This window comes from Streptomyces sp. NPDC096205, assembly GCF_044763135.1.
Lineage (GTDB): Bacteria > Actinomycetota > Actinomycetes > Streptomycetales > Streptomycetaceae > Streptomyces.
In genome coordinates this window covers 483,974-501,218 of record NZ_JBIWFS010000002.1, presented here as the reverse complement: position 1 = coordinate 501,218, position 17,245 = coordinate 483,974, and the positions used below count along the sequence as shown (strand labels likewise).

At 73.1% G+C, this 17,245-nt stretch carries 17 protein-coding genes; 12 read left to right on the top strand and 5 right to left on the bottom strand.

Going from position 1 to position 17,245, the window contains the following annotated elements:
- Positions 1 to 250: 250 nt before the first annotated feature.
- The 5 genes from ACIQ6Y_RS08680 (at position 251) to ACIQ6Y_RS08660 (ending at position 6,723) form a co-directional block, all read left to right on the top strand.
- A complete protein-coding gene (locus tag ACIQ6Y_RS08680) occupies positions 251 to 2,284 on the top strand; it encodes a hypothetical protein (protein WP_404034576.1) in 2,034 nt (677 codons plus the stop codon).
- Between the two features lie 107 nt (positions 2,285 to 2,391).
- Positions 2,392 to 3,912, top strand: a complete 1,521-nt coding sequence (gene pelF / locus ACIQ6Y_RS08675) for a GT4 family glycosyltransferase PelF (RefSeq protein WP_404034574.1) — start codon at positions 2,392 to 2,394, stop codon at positions 3,910 to 3,912.
- Positions 3,909 to 5,300, top strand: coding sequence for a hypothetical protein (locus ACIQ6Y_RS08670; RefSeq protein WP_404034572.1), 1,392 nt, complete (start codon positions 3,909 to 3,911; stop codon positions 5,298 to 5,300). Before pelF ends, ACIQ6Y_RS08670 begins: the two co-directional genes overlap by 4 nt.
- On the top strand, positions 5,297 to 5,932 hold the full coding sequence (locus tag ACIQ6Y_RS08665) for a spherulation-specific family 4 protein (RefSeq protein ID WP_404034570.1): 636 nt from the start codon (positions 5,297 to 5,299) through the stop codon (positions 5,930 to 5,932). The genes ACIQ6Y_RS08670 and ACIQ6Y_RS08665 overlap by 4 nt, the downstream gene beginning before the upstream one ends.
- The gene (locus ACIQ6Y_RS08660; protein ID WP_404034568.1) at positions 5,929 to 6,723 is read left to right on the top strand and encodes an endo alpha-1,4 polygalactosaminidase; all 795 of its coding nucleotides are present in this window, start codon (positions 5,929 to 5,931) and stop codon (positions 6,721 to 6,723) included. The genes ACIQ6Y_RS08665 and ACIQ6Y_RS08660 overlap by 4 nt, the downstream gene beginning before the upstream one ends.
- Positions 6,724 to 6,807: 84 nt before the next feature.
- Here the strand turns inward: ACIQ6Y_RS08660 and ACIQ6Y_RS08655 are convergent, their stop codons facing one another.
- The gene (locus ACIQ6Y_RS08655; protein ID WP_404034566.1) at positions 6,808 to 7,572 is read right to left on the bottom strand and encodes an adenosylcobinamide-GDP ribazoletransferase; all 765 of its coding nucleotides are present in this window, start codon (positions 7,570 to 7,572) and stop codon (positions 6,808 to 6,810) included.
- A gap of 66 nt (positions 7,573 to 7,638) precedes the next feature.
- Here ACIQ6Y_RS08655 and ACIQ6Y_RS08650 point away from each other — a divergent pair, with 66 nt between their 5' ends.
- Entirely contained in the window at positions 7,639 to 8,418 is a 780-nt protein-coding gene (locus ACIQ6Y_RS08650; protein ID WP_404034564.1) for a hypothetical protein, read from the top strand.
- A 120-nt stretch (positions 8,419 to 8,538) separates the two neighbouring features.
- Here the strand turns inward: ACIQ6Y_RS08650 and cobT are convergent, their stop codons facing one another.
- Positions 8,539 to 9,630 (bottom strand): nicotinate-nucleotide--dimethylbenzimidazole phosphoribosyltransferase, encoded by a 1,092-nt coding sequence (cobT, locus tag ACIQ6Y_RS08645; protein ID WP_404034562.1) that lies wholly within the window; start codon positions 9,628 to 9,630, stop codon positions 8,539 to 8,541.
- Positions 9,631 to 9,803: 173 nt separating this feature from the next.
- On the opposite strand from cobT, the gene ACIQ6Y_RS08640 reads away from it, so the two are divergent.
- Positions 9,804 to 10,517: a class I SAM-dependent methyltransferase gene (locus ACIQ6Y_RS08640; RefSeq protein WP_404034560.1), complete on the top strand. Its 714-nt coding sequence runs from the start codon at positions 9,804 to 9,806 to the stop codon at positions 10,515 to 10,517.
- 49 nt (positions 10,518 to 10,566) lie between these two features.
- Here ACIQ6Y_RS08640 and ACIQ6Y_RS08635 read toward each other — a convergent pair whose 3' ends face one another.
- Positions 10,567 to 11,784 carry a bifunctional adenosylcobinamide kinase/adenosylcobinamide-phosphate guanylyltransferase gene (locus ACIQ6Y_RS08635; RefSeq protein WP_404034558.1) on the bottom strand — a complete coding sequence of 406 codons (1,218 nt, stop codon included), beginning with the start codon at positions 11,782 to 11,784 and terminating at the stop codon, positions 10,567 to 10,569.
- Between the two features lie 131 nt (positions 11,785 to 11,915).
- On the opposite strand from ACIQ6Y_RS08635, the gene ACIQ6Y_RS08630 reads away from it, so the two are divergent.
- Complete coding sequence (locus ACIQ6Y_RS08630; protein ID WP_404034556.1) at positions 11,916 to 12,128, top strand: hypothetical protein; 213 nt, start codon at positions 11,916 to 11,918, stop codon at positions 12,126 to 12,128.
- 252 nt (positions 12,129 to 12,380) lie between these two features.
- Here the strand turns inward: ACIQ6Y_RS08630 and ACIQ6Y_RS08625 are convergent, their stop codons facing one another.
- Complete coding sequence (locus tag ACIQ6Y_RS08625; protein ID WP_404034554.1) at positions 12,381 to 13,082, bottom strand: methyltransferase domain-containing protein; 702 nt, start codon at positions 13,080 to 13,082, stop codon at positions 12,381 to 12,383.
- Between the two features lie 83 nt (positions 13,083 to 13,165).
- Positions 13,166 to 13,798, bottom strand: coding sequence for a DUF3043 domain-containing protein (locus ACIQ6Y_RS08620; RefSeq protein ID WP_404034552.1), 633 nt, complete (start codon positions 13,796 to 13,798; stop codon positions 13,166 to 13,168).
- Positions 13,799 to 14,060: 262 nt separating this feature from the next.
- On the opposite strand from ACIQ6Y_RS08620, the gene ACIQ6Y_RS08615 reads away from it, so the two are divergent.
- The 4 genes from ACIQ6Y_RS08615 (at position 14,061) to ACIQ6Y_RS08600 (ending at position 17,143) form a co-directional block, all read left to right on the top strand.
- Positions 14,061 to 14,852, top strand: a complete 792-nt coding sequence (locus tag ACIQ6Y_RS08615) for a PspA/IM30 family protein (protein ID WP_404034550.1) — start codon at positions 14,061 to 14,063, stop codon at positions 14,850 to 14,852.
- Positions 14,853 to 14,874: 22 nt separating this feature from the next.
- Positions 14,875 to 15,153, top strand: coding sequence for a hypothetical protein (locus tag ACIQ6Y_RS08610; protein ID WP_404034548.1), 279 nt, complete (start codon positions 14,875 to 14,877; stop codon positions 15,151 to 15,153).
- Between the two features lie 124 nt (positions 15,154 to 15,277).
- Entirely contained in the window at positions 15,278 to 16,459 is a 1,182-nt protein-coding gene (locus ACIQ6Y_RS08605) for a sensor histidine kinase (RefSeq protein WP_404034546.1), read from the top strand.
- A 3-nt stretch (positions 16,460 to 16,462) separates the two neighbouring features.
- A complete protein-coding gene (locus tag ACIQ6Y_RS08600; RefSeq protein WP_404034544.1) occupies positions 16,463 to 17,143 on the top strand; it encodes a response regulator in 681 nt (226 codons plus the stop codon).
- The last annotated feature ends 102 nt before the right edge of the window (positions 17,144 to 17,245 follow it).

Sequence of the window (17,245 nt, the reverse complement as noted above, 5' to 3'; positions counted from 1 at the left end):
CCTTGCTCTCCACCGGGGTCCTCACCAGTGCGGCGTATGCCTGGCACGAGACTACGCGCGTGCGCCGAGTTCGCTCATTCCTGCGGGCGTTCACCTGTGAGTGGCGTCGTTGCTATTTCCCGATCCTCACACTCGGTGACTTGAGTCACACTCATCGCATTCGGATGAGCGGCGGCGATGCCGCTTTGAATGATTTCCACGGATCCCCCGTCATGGAGCACAGGGGGATCTTTGGGGGGAGGACCAGAAAATGGCGCAGAGCGCGCACAGACGGAGAAACACGGCCGTGACTCTCGGGGTCGCGGGCCTGCTGGCCCTGGGGGTGGGGGCCCCGCAGGCGTCGGCCGCCACGGCACCGCGCATCGACCTCAGGGTGCTGCTCGTGGACAACGGCGACAGCGCGGTCCGCGCGATCGCCGCACAGTTGCGCAGTACGGGCGTCCCGTACACCACGCTCGATCTCACCGACCCGGCCCGCCCGACCGTCACCGACGCCTTCCTCAGCGACACCGTGAACGGCACGCCGCGCGCCAAGTACCAGGGCGTCGTCCTGCCCCACGAGGCGCCCTTCGGCTCCGGTTCGGCCGAGCAGACCGCGCTGGAGAACTACGAGCGGACGTACGGCATCCCGCAGGTCGACGCCTACACCTGGGCGCATCCCGGGGTCGGCCTCGACTACACCAGCGAGGGCGGCTGGGCCGGTGCCCTCGACGGCCAGGAGGCCTCCGTCACCGCCGCAGGCAAGGCGGGCCGCTTCGGCTACCTGGACGGCGCCTTCGCCTTCGAGGACAACGACCCGGCCGTCCAGGAGAGCTACGGCTACGCCGCCCGCCCGCGCACCGGCTTCACGTCGTACGTCGACATCCCGGTGCCCGACGGGACCGGCCGCGGCAGCCTGGTCGGCGAGTACGTCCACGACGGCCGCCGCGAGCTGGTCGTCACCTTCGCCTACAACCAGCACCAGCGGCAGTTCCGGCTGCTGGCCCGCGGCATCGTGGAGTGGCTGACCGACGGCGTCCACCTGGGCCGGGACCGCAACTACTTCGCCGTGCACGTCGACGACGTCTTCGCGCCCGACAGCCGCTGGAACACCGACCGCAACTGCACCCCCGGCGACTTCGACTGCCCCGGCGGCGACGACGGGGGCGAGAACCCCATCCGGATGACCGCCGAGGACGCCGCCTACGCCGCCCAGTGGCAGCGCGAGCACGGCTTCACCATGGACATGGTCTACAACGCGGGCGCCGGCGAGGAGTGGAAGGCCGGGCACGGCGGCACCGACGCGCTCACCGACCGGCTGCTCGCCGACAAGGCGCAGTACCGCTGGATCAACCACACCTACACGCACCCCTTCCTGGGCTGTGTGCAGGACACCACCACCGTGCCGTGGACCTGCGCGAAGAACACCGACGGCTCGACCAGGTACATGAGCCGCTCCGAGATCTCCGCCCAGATCCGCGACAACAACAACTGGGCCTCCCGCAAGGGCCTGCCCGTCGACCGCACCGAACTGGTCACCGGCGAGCACTCCGGCCTGAAGACCCTCCCGCAGCAGCCCGCCGACAACCCCAACCTGGCCGGCGCCCTCGCCGACAACGGGGTGAAGTGGATCGCCTCGGACAACTCCCGCGAGCCGCAGCAGCGGTCCGTCGGAGGCGCGCTCACCGTGCCGCGCCACCCGATGAACGTGTACTACAACGCGGGCACCGAGGCCGAGATGGCCGACGAGTACAACTGGATCTACACCTCCGCGGCCGACGGCGGCAGCGGCGTCTGCGAGAACAACCCCACCTCCACCTGCCTGCCCGACCCCCTGGACCCCGCCACCGGCTACGACGACCACATCGTCCCGCAGGAGGCCCGCACCGCCCTCGGCCACGCCCTCGCCAACGACCCCCGCCCGCACTACGCCCACCAGTCCAACCTGGCCGAGGACCGGATCCTGTACCCGGTCATGGACAAGGTGCTGGCCGACTATCGGGCCCTGTTCGCCGACAACACCCCGCTGGAGAACCTCCGCCAGAACGCCATCGGTACGGAACTGAAGCGCCGAGCGGCCTGGGAGACAGCCCTCGCGAACGGCCGCGTCACCGCCTACCGCGTCGGTACGACGGTCACGGTCACGGCCCCGTCCGGAGTCCAGATCCCGCTGACGGCCCCCGAGGGCACGAAGAAGCAACTCCTGCTGGGCACCAGCACCTTCGGAACGCCGTACGCGGGCATGCGCTCGGCCTGGACGACACCGGAGCTGCTCCAGTCGTCACTCACGCTCAAGCTGGCCTGAAAGGGGCGCGGGGAACTGCGCGACCAGCCACGACGAACCCGCAGCCGGGGTCGGGCCAGCAGTTCCCCGCACAGTAGCCGTACAACCAGGGGGGACCCGCCGCAGCGATGCGCAACGGCCATCACGTCACCATGCTCACAGAAGGCACGTACCCGCACGTCCACGGAGGGGTCAGCACCTGGTGCGACCAACTCGTCAAGGGCATGCCGGACGTCGACTTCCACATCGTCTCGATCACCGGCACCGGCCGGGAGCCGGTCACCTGGGAGCTGCCGCCCAACGTCCGTCACCACACCACGGTCCCCACCTGGGGGTCCCGTCCAGGCCGCGCACGCGCCCCGTACGGAAAGGCCCGCCGCCGCTTCACCGACGCCTACGAGAGGTTCCTGCTCTCCTTCCTGGACCAGGACTCCCGCTGCGACTTCGGCGAGGCCCTCACCGACCTGGCCCGCCTGGCCCGCGAAGGCCGCCTGTCCGCAGCCCTGCGCACGGAGTCCGCGCTGCGCTCGCTGATGTGGATATGGACCATGCCGCATCTGCCGACCGCGGCCGCACGTCCCACCGTGCACGACGCGCTCACCGCCACCGACCTGCTGGAACACGCCCTGCGCCCGCTCGGCACCCGCATCGCGCAGGACTCGGTCGCGCACGCCGTGAGCAGCGGTCTGGCGACCCTGCCCGCGCTCGCGGCGCGCGCTCTGGACGGCGTACCGTTCCTGCTCACCGAGCACGGCATCTATCTGCGCGAGCGCTATCTCGGTTATCGCAGCGACGCCCAACGCTGGCCGGTGAAGGCGTTCATGCTCGCCTTCTACCGTGAACTCAATTCACACGGCTACCGGTCCGCCGACCTGATCACACCGTGCAACCAGTACAACCGCCGCTGGGAGGAGCGCGGCGGCGCCGCCCCCGACCGCATCCGCACGGTCTACAACGGCGTCGACCCCGCCGCCTTCCCGCACGCCGGGCCCGAGCCGGAGGTCCCCACCCTCACCTGGTGCGGCCGCGTCGACCCCATCAAGGACCTGGAGACCCTGATCCGCGCCTACGCCATGGTGCGCGCCGAGCTGCCCGAGACCCGGCTGCGCCTGTTCGGCCCGGTCCCGCCCGGCGGCGAGGCGTACCGGACGAAGCTGGAGAAGCTCGCCGCCGAACTCGGCGTCACCGACGGCCTCACCTTCGAGGGCCGCATCAGCGAGGTCTGGCGCGCCTACGCGGCCGGCCATGTCGTCATGCTGTCCTCCATCTCGGAGGGCTTCCCGTTCTCCATCATCGAGGCCATGTCCTGCGGCCGTACGACCGTCTCCACCGATGTCGGCGGAGTGCGCGAGGCCGTCGGCGACACCGGACTCGTCGTACCGCCGCGCGAACCGGAGAAGATGGCGGCCGCCGCGCTCACCCTCCTCAAGGACGACGAACGGCGCCTGGAGCTCGCCGAGTTGTCCCGCCAGCGGGTCATCGACCGGTTCACGCTGCGCCGCTGCGTGGAGAACTTCCGCACGATCTACCACGAACTCGCGGGGCTGCCCGAGGTGTACGAGCCGACCGTCGAGACCGTCGCCGACTGGACCCTGGAGCTGCGCGACCCCTGGTACGCGGCCGTCGCGACCGAAGGGGCCGACTGGTGAGCGGAAGCGTCTGGCTGCCGCCCGGTGCCCGCCTGGACACCCTGCCCGTCCCCCGCCGGCGCACCGCCCCCGGCTGGGCCGCGCCCGACCCGATCGACGAACTCGCCGGCCGCCTGGAGGACTTCGTCGCCGCGGCCGTCCACCCGGACGAGATAGCCGCCCTGCTGGAGTCCGACGGCATGTCCGACGACCGGATACGCACGGCGTACGGCGTGAAGGACTCCTTCGCGCTCGCCGAGGAGCTCTACGTCCGCGTCGACCGCCGCCACCCCGAACCCGAGGGCCCCGTCCACGACCCCTGGCAGATCGGCCTGCTCGGCTGCCTCGTCCGGGGCGTCGTCTTCGCCCTCCCCGGCCTCGCCTACGTCCTCCTGCCCACCGCCACCCTCCCCCTTCTTGCCGCCGCCCTCACCGGCTGGACCTGGAACCAGGGCCTGTCCCACCGCGCCTACGCCTGGCTCGGCCTCGGCGACCGCGCCGCCGCACGCCGCTGCCTCCTGATCGGCGCCCCCGTGGGCGCCCTCCTGGGCACCCTGTCCGCCCTCGCCGTCACAGGCGTCACGGACCCGGCCGCCCTGGCCTTCGCGACAGGCCAGTCGCTCTACCTGGGCGCCGCGACGGTCCTGCTGGTGATGGGCCGCGAACGAGCCTTGCTCGCAGCGCTGTTGCCGATGGCGGCGGGGGCCGCCGTCACGCCCGCACTCCACATCCCCACACTGCTCCGGTACGCCCTCCTGCTCGGCTCCCTACTGGCGGTGGTGACGCTGGCTGTGTGCCCTGAGGGGCGCGGGGAACTGGGCGAGCGACCACGACGGACGGGCGGTCGGCCACCGGTCATGGGCCCCCCGCTGCCGGCCTCGTTCCCCTACGCCCTGTTCGGCCTGGGCAGCGGCATCCTGGTCCTGGACACCGCCCTGGAAGGCGCGCCCGGCGCAGTCGCCCTCACCCTCAGCATGGGCCCCGCCGAATGGCTGCTGTACCGCTTCCGCAGCGCCGGCCTCGCAGGCCTGCGCTCCACCGGCACGCCCGGCGCCTTCCGCCGGGCGACCGCCCTGATGGTCGCGCGCTGCCTCACCGGCTACCTCGCCGTGCTCACCGCGCTCGCCCTGGCCGGCGCCGCCCTGTGGCCGCACTCCCCGGACCCGGCAGGGCCCCGCCTGACCGGTCTGCTGCTGCTCGGCGTGGTCGTGTGGACCGGCCTGCTGCTCCAGTCCTTCGGCGCGATCCTCAGCGCGGCCGCGGTGACCTGCGCGGCGGCCCTCGCCCACACCCTGCTCCGGCTCACGGGAGCGCCGGAGTGGACGGGTCCGGCGGTGTACGGCGTGGCGGCGGCGGTGCAGGTCGCCCTGGTCTGCGCCCTGCTGGGAAGGGCGACGGCCCACCGATGAGCACCCTGCTGGTCCCGTACTACGAGCACCCGGACATCCGCCCCGCCGAATGGCAGGCGATCCTCGCCGCCGCGCCCCGCCTGTACGGCGTCGTCCTCAACCCGGCCAGCGGCCCGGGGGAGCGCCCGGACCCGGCGTTCGCGCAGGTCGCAGCCCGGTTGCGGGAGGCAGGCGTACGGGTCCTCGGCTACGCCGACACCGCCTACGGCGACCGCCCGCACGCCGACGTGGTCCGCGACCTCACCCGCCATCACGCCTGGTACGGCACCGACGGCGTCTTCCTCGACCAGGCCGCCTCGGCCCCGGAAGCCCTCCCGTACTACCGCCGCCTCGCCTCGGCGGCCTGGGCCTTAGGCTGCACCGCCCTCGTCCTCAACCACGGCACCCCGCCCGACCCGTCGTACGCCAGGATCGCCGACGTCCTGGTCACCTTCGAGGGCCCCTGGGAGACCTACCGGACCCTGCCGCCCACACCCTCGTACGGCTCCGGGGTCCGGGTCTGTCACCTGGTGTACGGCGTCCCCGCGGAGGCCGGCCCGCGGGTGCGGGGGGCCGACCTGCACTGTGCGGTGCCGGGGGCGGGGGATCATCCTTGGGGTACGTTGCCGCACACCCTGGAGCCCGCCCGGTGAGACGCCCTCTCCTGCTCGTCGCCCTGCTGCTCCTGCTCGCGGCCTGCACCTCGGCGCCCGACGACCACGAGGGCGAGCCGGCCCCCGGCGAGCGCTGGCAACCGCGCCCCGGCATCACCTGGCAGTGGCAGCTCAGCGGGCGTCTGGACACCTCCGTCGACGTGCCGGTGTACGACATCGACGCCTTCGACCACGACGCCGGCACGGTCGCCGCCCTGCACGACGACGGCCGCAAGGTCATCTGCTACCTCTCCACGGGCGCCTGGGAGGACTGGCGCCCCGACGCCGACGCGTTCCCGCGCGCCGTGCTCGGCCGCGGCAACGGCTGGGAGGGCGAGCGCTGGCTGGACATCCGCCGCACGGACGTCCTGGAGCCGCTGATGGCGGCCCGGATGGACATGTGCCGCGAGAAGGGCTTCGACGCGGTCGAGCCGGACAACATGGACGGCTACGCCAACACGACGGGCTTCCCCCTGACCCCCGCCGACCAGCTCCGCTACAACCGCCTCATCGCCCGCCTGGCCCACGACCGGGGGCTCGCGGTCGGCCTGAAGAACGACCTGGACCAGATTCCGCAGCTGGTGGGGGAGTTCGACTTCGCGGTGAACGAGCAGTGCGCCCAGTACGACGAGTGCGACACGCTCACCCCGTTCGTGGAGGAGGACAAGGCCGTCTTCCACGTGGAGTACGAGCTGCCGACCCGCGAATTTTGCCCCGAGGCGAGGGAGTTGGGCCTGAGTTCGATGCTGAAGCACTACGAACTGGGCGCATGGCGACGCCCCTGTATCTAGGGCCTGTCGTTCGGATCAGCCCGGCGTCGCGGGGCCTGGGGGCGCGGGGAACTGCGCGACAAGCCACGACGGCGCCGCACGGTCTCAGCCGAGCGCCAGCACCACGAGCGCCGCGGTGACGGCCGTCTCCTCGAGCCCCCCGAACACATCCCCGGTCACTCCACCGAACCGCCGCACGCACCGCCGCAGCAGCAACTCGGCGGCACCGACGGCGACCACCACGGCGACGGCGCCCCACAGGAAGTCGTACGCCCCACCCGCCGCCACCACGACGGCCAGCGCCACCCCGACAGCCCAGCGCACCGGCACGACCCCCGCCACAGCCGCCCCCAGCCCCTCCGGCCGGGCCGCGGGCACTCCCACCCGCGCGGCGAGCGTGAGCGCGAGCCGCCCCGCCGTCGCGGAGACGACCACGGCCAGCGCTCCCCGAGTCCAGGAACCGTCGTACAGCTGAGCCACGGCGGCGACCTGGGCGAGCAGCACGAACAGCAGCGTGATGACCCCGAACGGCCCGATGTCCGACTGCTTCATGATCCGCAGGGCGTCCTCGGCCGGCTTCCCGCTGCCCAGCCCGTCCGCGGTGTCGGCGATCCCGTCGAGGTGCAGCCCCCGGGTGAGCACGGCGGGCACCGCCACGGAGGCGACCGCGGCGAGCAGCGGCCCGGCCCCGAGGACGAGCAGCAGCAGCCCCACCGCACCGGCGGCGATCCCCAGCACCGCCCCGACCAGCGGAGCGCACAGCATGCCGCCCCGGGCCGCCTCCCGGTCCCAGCGCGTCACGCGCACGGGCAGCACGGACAGCGTGCCGAAGGCGAAGCGGAGGCCGTGAGCAGCGGGTATCGAGGACACGGCGGCAGGTTACGCGACGGCGCAGGCCGACAGGCGGCCGCACCCGCGCCGACGGACACTGCGCATATGGGCGACTGGTTTCACCGCAACATCACCGAACCCGGCAAGCTGCCGCTGCTGCTCGCCCTGCTGGCGTTCGTGGTGACCTTCCTGGTGACCCGCACGATCACCCGGCTCATCCGGGCGGGCAAGGGCCCCTTCGGCAACGTCCAGGCGGGCGGCGTGCACATCCACCATGTCGTGCCGGGTGTCGTCCTGACCGTGATCGGCGGGTTCGCCGCGGTCGCCGGTGGCCGGCACGGCTTCGGCTCGGCGTTCGCCGCGGTCGTGTTCGGGATCGGCGCGGGCCTGGTCCTCGACGAGTTCGCGCTGATCCTGCACCTCGACGACGTCTACTGGACGCAGGCCGGACGCCGGAGCGTGGAGGTGGTGGTGCTGACCGCCGCGCTGGTGGGCCTGCTGCTGCTCGGCTTCTCGCCGTTCGGGGTGAACGGTCTGTCCGACGACGAGGTCCAGAGCCGGGGCACGGCCCTCGCGACGATCGGCGTGAACTTCCTGTTCGCGCTGGTGGCCCTCGGCAAGGGCAAGATCCGTACGGCCCTCTTCGGTGTGATCGTCCCGCTGGTCGCCCTGGTCGGCGCGCTCCGGCTGGCCCGCCCCGGCTCCCCGTGGGCCCGCCGCTTCTACCGCCGCCGCCCGCGCGCCCGGGCCCGGGCCGGGCTGCGCGCCTACCACCACGACCGCCGCTGGGCGGGACCGGCCCGCCGCTTCCAGGACTGGATCGGCGGCACCCCGGACCCGACACCGACACCACCGCCGCCGCCCGCGCGGCGCGACTCCGGCTGACGGCGGCGCCGCACGGCACCGACGCCGCGCCCGGCGAGAAGCGCGGCGACGAGGAGTCCGGTCACGGCAAGAGGCGCCGAGGTCCGCGGATGCCGCCGCACTCCGCCCGTCTCCGGCGGATCAACCCTCCTCGGGATCCTCCTCGGGCTCCTCCTGCGGCTTCTCCTCGGGCCGTTCCGGCAGCTCCGCCGCCAGCGCCGCCGCGGACTGCACCAGCGGCAGGGCGAGCAGCGCGCCCGCGCCCTCGCCGACCGTCACGCCCTGGTCCAGGAGCGGCTCCAGGGCCATCCGGTCCAGCGCCTTCGCCTGCGCGGGCTCCCCGCTGAGCTGCCCGGCCAGCCACCAGTCGGGCGCCCGGAACGCGATCCGCTGCCCGACGAGCGCACAGGCCGCGGCGACCACACCGTCCAGCACGACCGGCACCTTGCGTACGGCGGCCTGGAGCAGAAAGCCCGTCATCGCGGCGAGGTCGGCCCCGCCCACGGTCGCCAGCAGCTGCAACTGCTCCCCGAGCACCGGCCGCGCCCGCCGCAACGCGTCCCGGATCGCCGCGCACTTGCGCATCCACGCCAGGTCGTCGATCGCCAGCCCGCCCCGCCCGGTCACCACCGACGCGTCGGTCCCGCACAGCGCGGCGACCAGCACCCCCGCGGCCGTGGTCCCGCCCACGCTCACATCGCCGAGCACCAGCAGATCCGTACCGGAGTCGGCCTCCTCGTCGGCGACCGCCGCCCCCGCCCGGAAGGCGGCCTCCGCCTCCTGAAGGGTCAGCGCGTCCTCGACGTCGATCCGCCCGCTGCCACGCCGCACCCGATGCCGTACGACGTCCGCGGGCAGGGTCTCCGGGTCGCAGTCCAGCGCCATGTCGACCACGCGCACCGGCACGCCCTGCCGCCGGGCCAGCACCGCCACCGGACGGGCGCCCTCCAGGATCTCGCGCACCAGCTCCACCGCGCTGCCCGCCGGCCGCGCCGACACCCCGAGCCCGGCGATGCCGTGGTCACCGGCGAACAGCACGACCTTCGGCCGCTCGACCGGCCGCACCGGCACCACGCCCTGCGCGGCGGCCAGCCACTCACCCAGTTCGTCCAGGCGCCCCAACGATCCGGGCGGCACGATCTGACGCTCCCGGCGCGCCTCCGCGTCGCGGCGCACCCCGCCGTCGGGGCGCTCGATCAGATCGGTGAAGTCGTCGAGATTCAGCGAGCTCATTCGCCGAACAGTACCGGCACCGCTCGAACAGAACGGCGCTACATCCGCACGTCGAATCGCCACCACACCCCCACGACGTCGTTGCACCCAAGATCGAGATCCCATACGTTCCGTTTTGCAGTGGATTGTCGTGCACCGCTGTCCGCCGCCCCGGCCGTCCCTGGGAGTCGCCGATGTTCCCCGCCCCCGCCGCACCGCGCCGCGACGACTGCCCGTGGTGCGGCTCCAGGAGCCTGCGCACCAAGCCGGGTTCGCCCGTCGTCGACGAGTGCGGCGACTGCGCCCACGTCTTCCAGAACCCCAGACAGCCGGGCCCGCCGGCCCCCGACGCCCGCACGGACGGGGTGCGCGCCGCCGTCACCCGGCTGCGGCACCGCCTCGCCGCCCGCGCGATGCTGCCCTTCCCCGAACCGGAGAGCTGGCTCGACGTCGGCACGGGCCACGCCGACTTCCCCGAGACGGCCCGCACGCTCTTCCCCTACACCGCCTTCGACGGCGTCGACCCCACCTACCGCGTCCACCAGGCCCTCCTGGCGGGCCGCCTCGACGAGGCCCACATCGGCCCCCTCACCACGCACGCAGTCCTCACCCGCCTGCGCGCCCGCTACGACGTGGTGAGCCTGCTGCACCACCTGGAGCACGCGACCGACCCCCGCGGAGAGCTGCGCGCCGCGCTGACCACGCTGCGCCCCGGCGGCCACGTCCTGATCGAGACGACCGACCCCCGCCGGCTCCCGCTCCCTCGCGTCCCCCACCTGCTGCCTCCGGCCAACCTGCGCGGGGAACTCTCGGCGCAGGGGTGTGAGCTGGTGACGTCCACGGTGCCGACGCTGCTGCGCCGCGCTCGGGTGTCACGGGCGTACCGGGTGATCGCGCGCAAGAGCTAGGGCCTGTCTTCCGGATCATGCCGGCGTCGCGGGGTCTGGCACCGCACGGTCAGCCCCGCAGCACCACCGCCTGGCCCGCCACCACCAGCAGCACCTGCTCGCACTCGGTCGCGAACGCCGCGTTCAGGCGGCCGAGTTCGTCGCGGTAGCGCCTGCCGGAGGCGGTGGCGGGCACGATGCCCGAGCCGACCTCGTTGGACACGGCGACGACGACCCGACGCGTCTGCCGCACGGCCTCCGTGAGCTCGCGCACCCGCTCCCGCAGGGCCCGCTCCCCGCCGTCGGCCCACTCCGCGTCGTCCCACGCCCCGACCGCGTCCATCGCGTCCGTCAGCCACAGCGACAGACAGTCGATCAGCAGCGGCGGCCCGTCGTCCTTCAGCAGCGGCACCAGGTCGCACGTCTCCGTCGTACGCCACGACCCCGGCCGCCGCTCCCGATGCGCCGCCACCCTGGCCGCCCACTCGGTGTCACCGCCCCGCGTCCCGCCGGTCGCCACGTACAGCACGTCGGGGAACGCCTCCAGCCGCCGCTCGGCCTCCACCGACTTCCCCGACCGCGCCCCGCCGAGCACCAGCGTCCGCCGCGGCACGTCAGGCACGGCCGACAGGTCTTCGTATGCCCCCACCGCAAGCGTCGTCCCGTCCGGCACGGCCCGCGCACCGGCCGCCGCGAGCCGCCGCCGCAACTCCGCGCCCGGCGGGACGTCATGGTCCAGATGCACCGCCACCACATCGGTCGTCGGCCCCACCGCACCCACCGCCCGCAGCCGGGCCAGCGCGTCCGGCCGCCCGACGACGTCCACGAGCACCATGTCGTACGGCTCCCCGAGCGTGCTGCCCTCCTCGAGCCCGGCCGGTGCCCCGCCCGGCGGCAGATACAGCAGCCGCTGCCCCTCCGGCCCCGTCACCGCGTACCCGGTACCCGGCGCGTCCATGGCCACCGCCCGCACCCGATGCCCCGTCAGCAGCGCCAACTCCCGCCCGTCCGGCACCCGCCCCGGCTGCGGCAGCCCCGCCGGGACCTCGACGGCGGGCCCCTCGTGCGGATGCGACAGCAACACCTGCCCCACGCCGGACAGCGACCGCCCGGCCCGGGCCGCGGCGAACGCCGCCCCCGGGGTCAGGTCCAGCAGCAGAGCCCCGTCCACCAGCAAGGCAGTGGCAGCCCGTGCGTCCGCCCCCAGGGCGGTGGCACAGGCAGCACAGGGACAGTCGGGCCGGGGAAGCCCGGCGGGGGCACCAGTGCCGAGAAGCGTCAGTTCCACGCCCCCGATTCTCGCCGGTCACCGATGAGGACGCCCGGCGGGTACGTCCCTCAGGGGCGCCTGACTGTGCCGCAGACGCCCCGCAGCCGAACGACTACGCTCGACCCAGTCAAACGATCAGGGAGGCCTGCATGGCGACATGGACGTGGCGGTTCGAGAAGGCCGACGGGGCGGAGGTCCAGCCGGCGGTGGAGCCCGAGGAGTTCACCACGCAGGGCGACGCGGAGTCCTGGATCGGCGAGCACTGGAAGGACCTCGCCGCAGGCGGCGCCGACCAGGTGCGACTGTTCGAGGACAGCACCGAGATCTACGGCCCGATGAGCCTGCACGCCGAAGAGGTGTGACCGGCGGGGGCGGCCGGCTCAGGCTCACTGCTGTCCCGCTCGAAGGCGAGCGCGATCCCCGCTCTCCGGCCCGGCCCGGCCGGCCGCCCCACCCCGCCGCACCTCGACCACAGCGAGCGCGGCCCGCCCCGGAGTCGCGGGCTTCCTGCACGGCGGCGCGGAAACGGGAAGCGTCCATGCCTCGAGTCTCACCTCGGAGTCAGGACCCGGCCTGTCCGGCTCACCCGATCGAGCGCAGTCGGCACCCGCGGCTCAGCCGCGTACCCCGCACAGATGCAGCAGCGCCGCGACCGCGCGGTACGGGTCCGTGCGGCCCGCCCGCTCCTCGGCCGCCAGCAGCCGCTCGACGTCCTCGGGGACCTCTGCCCCGTCGGCCGCGGTGTCGGTGAAGACCCGTACGCCGTACCAGGCGTGCAGCGGCGCGCCGATGCCCGCCAGCGTCGCGGTGAGGGTCTGCAGGCGGTCCGCCCGCACGTCCAGGCCCAGACGGTTGCGGTAGGCGGTGGTGTCGAAGGAGGCCAGCGCCCCGGCCCAGTCGCCGGACAGACCCGGCCGCATGGCCAGCGCGTCGGCGTTGCGGACCAGCAGCGACAGCAGCCCGCCCGGCGCCAGCACCCGCGCCAGGCCCGCCAGCAGCGGGTCCGGCTCCTCGACGTACATCAGCACGCCATGGCACAGCACCACGTCGAAGCTGCCCGGCAGAAAGTGCACACCGGTGTCCCGGCCGTCGCCCTGCACGATCCGCATCCGCTCCCGGATGCCCTCGGGCTCGGCGGACAGCGCCTCACGCGCAGCGGCGATCATCGTCGCGTCACGCTCCACGCCGGTGACCTGGTGGCCGATCCGGGCCAGCCGCAGCGCCTGCGTGCCCTGGCCCATCCCGACGTCGAGCACCCGCAGCCGCTGCCCGATCGGGAACCGCTGGGCTATCTGCTCGTCGAGCTGCCGGGCCACCAGCTCCTGTCGTACGACATCACGCAGCCCACCGAGCTTGTCCAGCCAGGCGTCGGCCGCATCCCCGGAGAACGCGGTTGTGCTCAGGGCCGCTCTCCGCGCTTGACCTGCGGCTTGGGCAGCCGGAGCCGGCGCATCTGGAGGCTGCGCATCAGGGCGTAGGCCACCGCACCGCGCTTGTTGTCGTCGGGGAAGCGCTCACGCAGCGCCTTCTTCAGGCGGAAGCCGGTGGCGATCGAGTCCAGCACGATCAGCACGATCACGACGAGCCACAGCAGCAGCGCCAGCGTCTGCACGTTCTGTACGCGGATCACGCTCAGCACGAGGATGACCACGGCCATCGGCAGGAAGAACTCGGCGATGTTGAAGCGCGAGTCGACGAAGTCGCGGGCGAAGCGACGCACCGGACCCTTGTCGCGGGCGGGCAGATAGCGCTCGTCACCGCCGGCCAGCGCCTGGCGCTGCCGCTCCAGGGCGGCACGACGCTCCTCGCGCTGCCGCTTGGCGGCCTCCTTGCGCGTGGTCGGCGTACTGGCCACGCTGCGGCGCTGGGCCTGGGCCTGGCTGCGCTTCGGCGTCGGCCGGCCCTTGGGGGCCTGCGGGTCACGGGGCTGCTTGGAGTCGGTCAGCGGCGCCTTGTCGGCGACGGCGGCCTTCTCTTCCTTGGTGGCACGGCTACGGAACACAAAACCCAAGGGTACGGGGTGCCGAGGCATGGACCCCAGCCCCGCGGGGAACGATCCGGCAACACCAGTCGTCTGTACAGGGACAGAGGGCACGTCGCGCGCACTCCGGAAGGACCCCTCCGGGCCCTCGGGGATCACCTACTCCCTACGCCGGAGCCGGGGCGTACGCAGTCGTCCTCGGGGATGAGCGCATCCGACCCGGAACAGTGCGTCAATGGATGCAGGGCCCGTACTGTGGGTTCTGTCGCAGACCTGTGAGCTGGAGTCCGTCAGAAGGGGGCGCGGAAAGCCCATGAGCGGTGTCATGAAGCGGATGGGGATGATCTTCCGCGCGAAGGCGAACAAGGCCCTGGACCGGGCCGAGGACCCGCGCGAGACCCTCGACTACTCGTACCAGAAGCAGCTGGAGCTGCTCCAGAAGGTGCGCCGCGGTGTCGCCGACGTGGCCACCTCGCGCAAGCGCCTGGAGCTCCAGCTCAACCAGCTGCAGCAGCAGTCCTCCAAGCTGGAGGACCAGGGCCGCAAGGCGCTCGCGCTGGGCCGCGAGGACCTGGCCCGCGAGGCACTCTCGCGCCGGGCCGCCCTCCAGCAGCAGGTGACCGACCTGGAGACGCAGCACGCCACCCTCCAGGGCGAGGAGGAGAAGCTCACCCTCGCGGCGCAGCGCCTCCAGGCGAAGGTGGACGCCTTCCGGACGAAGAAGGAGACCATCAAGGCGACCTACACCGCGGCCCAGGCGCAGACCCGGATCGGCGAGGCGTTCACCGGCATCTCCGAGGAGATGGGCGACGTCGGCCTGGCCATCCAGCGCGCCGAGGACAAGACCGCCCAGCTCCAGGCCCGCGCCGGCGCGATCGACGAACTGCTGGCCTCCGGCGCCCTCGACGACCCCACGGGCGTGGCCAAGGACGACATCCAGGCCGAGCTGGACCGGCTGTCCGGTGGTACGGATGTAGAGCTGGAGCTGCAGCGCATGAAGGCCGAGCTGGCGGGTGGCTCCGCCGACCGGCAGGCCATCGAGGGCGGCGCCCAGCAGCAGTCTCAGCAGCAGCCGCAGGATGCTCCGCGGTTCGACAAGCAGTAAGGCCCACGCCGAGGGAGGCGACATGATCGTACGGATCATGGGGGAGGGGCAGGTGAGGCTGGAGGACAGCCACCTCGCCGAACTGAACAAGCTGGACGACGAGCTGCTGGCCGAACTGGAGGGTGGCGACGAGTCCGGCTTCCGTCGGACGTTCAACGCCCTCCTGGACGCCGTGCGTCGTCTCGGTGCGCCGCTTCCCGACGACTCTCTCGAGCCGTCGGACCTCATCCTGCCGGCGCCGGACGCGTCGCTGGAGGAGGTCCGGGAGATGCTCAGCGACGACGGTCTGATTCCGGGCTGAAACGGGGGGCCCGTGCGCGTTGCGGGCCGCGGGTGGTTCGTGGCTTGTCGCGCAGTTCCCCGCGCCCCTTCAAGGGCCGTTACCGTTTAGCCCCGTGACTCCCCTCGACCGCGTTCGTGCTCGCATGAAGGCGTATCCCCTCGCACTGGACGCGACTCTGGCGGCCGGTGTGCTGCTGTGCATGGTGGCCGGTTCCTTCGTGGATCCTCGGGGGGAGAACGGGGTCACCTGGGGGCTGCGTACGCCGGACCCGCTCAGTCTGGTGCTGATGGCGTTCGGGGCGGTGGCGCTGGTGTTCCGGCGGCGGGCTCCCCGGACGGTACTGGCCGTCACCGGCGGGTTGTCTCTCGTGGAGTGCGTCACCGGGGACCCGCGCGCCCCGGTCGCCATGGCCGCGGTCATCGCGCTGTACACCGTCGCCGCCACCACCGACCGGCACACCACCTGGCGGGTCGGCCTGCTCACCATGACCGTGCTGACCGGCGCGGCCATGCTCGCCGGGCCCCTGCCCTGGTACGCGCAGGAGAACCTCGGCATCTTCGCCTGGACGGGCATGGCCGCGGCGGGCGGCGACGCGGTGCGCAGCAGGCGAGCGTTCGTGCAGGCCATACGGGAGCGCGCGGAGAAGGCGGAGCGCACGCGCGAGGAGGAGGCGCGGCGACGGGTCGCCGAGGAGCGGCTGCGGATCGCCCGGGACCTGCATGACGTGGTCGCGCACCACATCGCGCTGGTCAATGTGCAGGCCGGAGTGGCCGCACATGTCATGGACAAGCGGCCCGACCAGGCCAAGGAGGCCCTCGCCCATGTGCGGGAGGCCAGCCGGTCGGCGCTGAACGAGCTGCGGGCGACCGTCGGGCTGCTGCGGCAGTCCGGCGACCCCGAGGCACCGACCGAGCCGGCGCCGGGGCTGGACCGGCTCGACGAGCTGGTCGGCACCTTCCGCGCGGCGGGGCTGCGGGTCGAGGTCGCCCGCACCGACCAGGGCACCCGGCTGCCGGCCGCCGTCGACCTGGCCGCGTACCGGGTGATCCAGGAGGCGCTCACCAATGTGCAGAAGCACGCGGGGCAGAGCGCGAAGGCCGAGGTGAGCGTGGTCCGGGTGGGGCCGAGCATCGAGATCAGCGTCCTCGACGACGGCAGCGGCGACGAGGCCCCGGCCGACGGCGGAGGGCACGGCCTGCTCGGCATGCGCGAGCGCGTCACCGCCGTACGCGGCACCCTGACCACCGGTCCCCGCTACGGCGGCGGTTTTCGCGTCCATGCGATCCTGCCGGTCAAGACCCGCACCAGCTCAAGCGAGGACTGACGTATGACGATCCGTGTCCTGCTCGCCGACGACCAGGCCCTGCTGCGCAGCGCCTTCCGGGTGCTGGTCGACTCCGAGCCGGACATGGAGGTCGTCGGGGAGGCGTCCGACGGCGCCGAGGCCGTGCGGCTGGCCGGGGAGCTGCGGGCCGACGTCGTCCTGATGGACATCCGCATGCCCGGCACCGACGGGCTCGCCGCGACCCGGCTGATCAGCGCCGACCCGGCGCTCGCCCAGGTCAGGGTGGTCATCCTGACGACGTTCGAGGTCGACGACTACGTCGTGCAGTCGCTGCGCGCGGGCGCCTCCGGGTTCCTCGGCAAGGGGTCGGAGCCCGAGGAGCTGCTGAACGCGATCCGGGTCGCGGCCGGCGGCGAGGCGCTGCTGTCCCCGGCCGCCACCAAGGGGCTGATCGCCCGGTTCCTCGCCCAGGGCGACGACGGCGAGGGTCCCGACCCCGCCGGCTCCGAGCGGCTGGACGCGCTGACGGTGCGCGAGCGCGAGGTGCTGGTGCAGGTCGCGGGCGGGCACTCCAACGACGAGATCGCCGAGCGGCTCACCGTCAGCCCGCTCACCGTGAAGACGCACGTCAACCGGGCCATGGCCAAGCTGGGCGCCCGGGACCGGGCCCAGCTGGTGGTCATCGCGTACGAGTCGGGGCTGGTCCGTCCAAAGGCTGACTGACCCCACCCGGGCCCTACTGCACCCGCAGTATGCGCGGCATAAGGAACGGGACCTGGGGGCTACGCGGCACGGCCCGGGGATGGCCCAGGGTGTTGGGGTGGG

What these genes read in the sequence shown, in the direction of transcription:
- ACIQ6Y_RS08630 (WP_404034556.1), top strand. Translation starts at nt 11,916, where the DNA reads ATGGCGACATGGACGTGGCGGTTCGAGAAGGCCGACGGGGCGGAGGTC.
- pelF (WP_404034574.1), top strand. Translation starts at nt 2,392, where the DNA reads ATGCGCAACGGCCATCACGTCACCATGCTCACAGAAGGCACGTACCCG.
- ACIQ6Y_RS08610 (WP_404034548.1), top strand. Translation starts at nt 14,875, where the DNA reads ATGATCGTACGGATCATGGGGGAGGGGCAGGTGAGGCTGGAGGACAGC.
- ACIQ6Y_RS08640 (WP_404034560.1), top strand. Translation starts at nt 9,804, where the DNA reads ATGTTCCCCGCCCCCGCCGCACCGCGCCGCGACGACTGCCCGTGGTGC.
- ACIQ6Y_RS08665 (WP_404034570.1), top strand. Translation starts at nt 5,297, where the DNA reads ATGAGCACCCTGCTGGTCCCGTACTACGAGCACCCGGACATCCGCCCC.
- cobT (WP_404034562.1), bottom strand. Translation starts at nt 9,630, where the DNA reads ATGAGCTCGCTGAATCTCGACGACTTCACCGATCTGATCGAGCGCCCC.
- ACIQ6Y_RS08620 (WP_404034552.1), bottom strand. Translation starts at nt 13,798, where the DNA reads ATGCCTCGGCACCCCGTACCCTTGGGTTTTGTGTTCCGTAGCCGTGCC.
- ACIQ6Y_RS08650 (WP_404034564.1), top strand. Translation starts at nt 7,639, where the DNA reads ATGGGCGACTGGTTTCACCGCAACATCACCGAACCCGGCAAGCTGCCG.
- ACIQ6Y_RS08605 (WP_404034546.1), top strand. Translation starts at nt 15,278, where the DNA reads ATGAAGGCGTATCCCCTCGCACTGGACGCGACTCTGGCGGCCGGTGTG.
- ACIQ6Y_RS08680 (WP_404034576.1), top strand. Translation starts at nt 251, where the DNA reads ATGGCGCAGAGCGCGCACAGACGGAGAAACACGGCCGTGACTCTCGGG.
- ACIQ6Y_RS08600 (WP_404034544.1), top strand. Translation starts at nt 16,463, where the DNA reads ATGACGATCCGTGTCCTGCTCGCCGACGACCAGGCCCTGCTGCGCAGC.
- ACIQ6Y_RS08615 (WP_404034550.1), top strand. Translation starts at nt 14,061, where the DNA reads ATGAGCGGTGTCATGAAGCGGATGGGGATGATCTTCCGCGCGAAGGCG.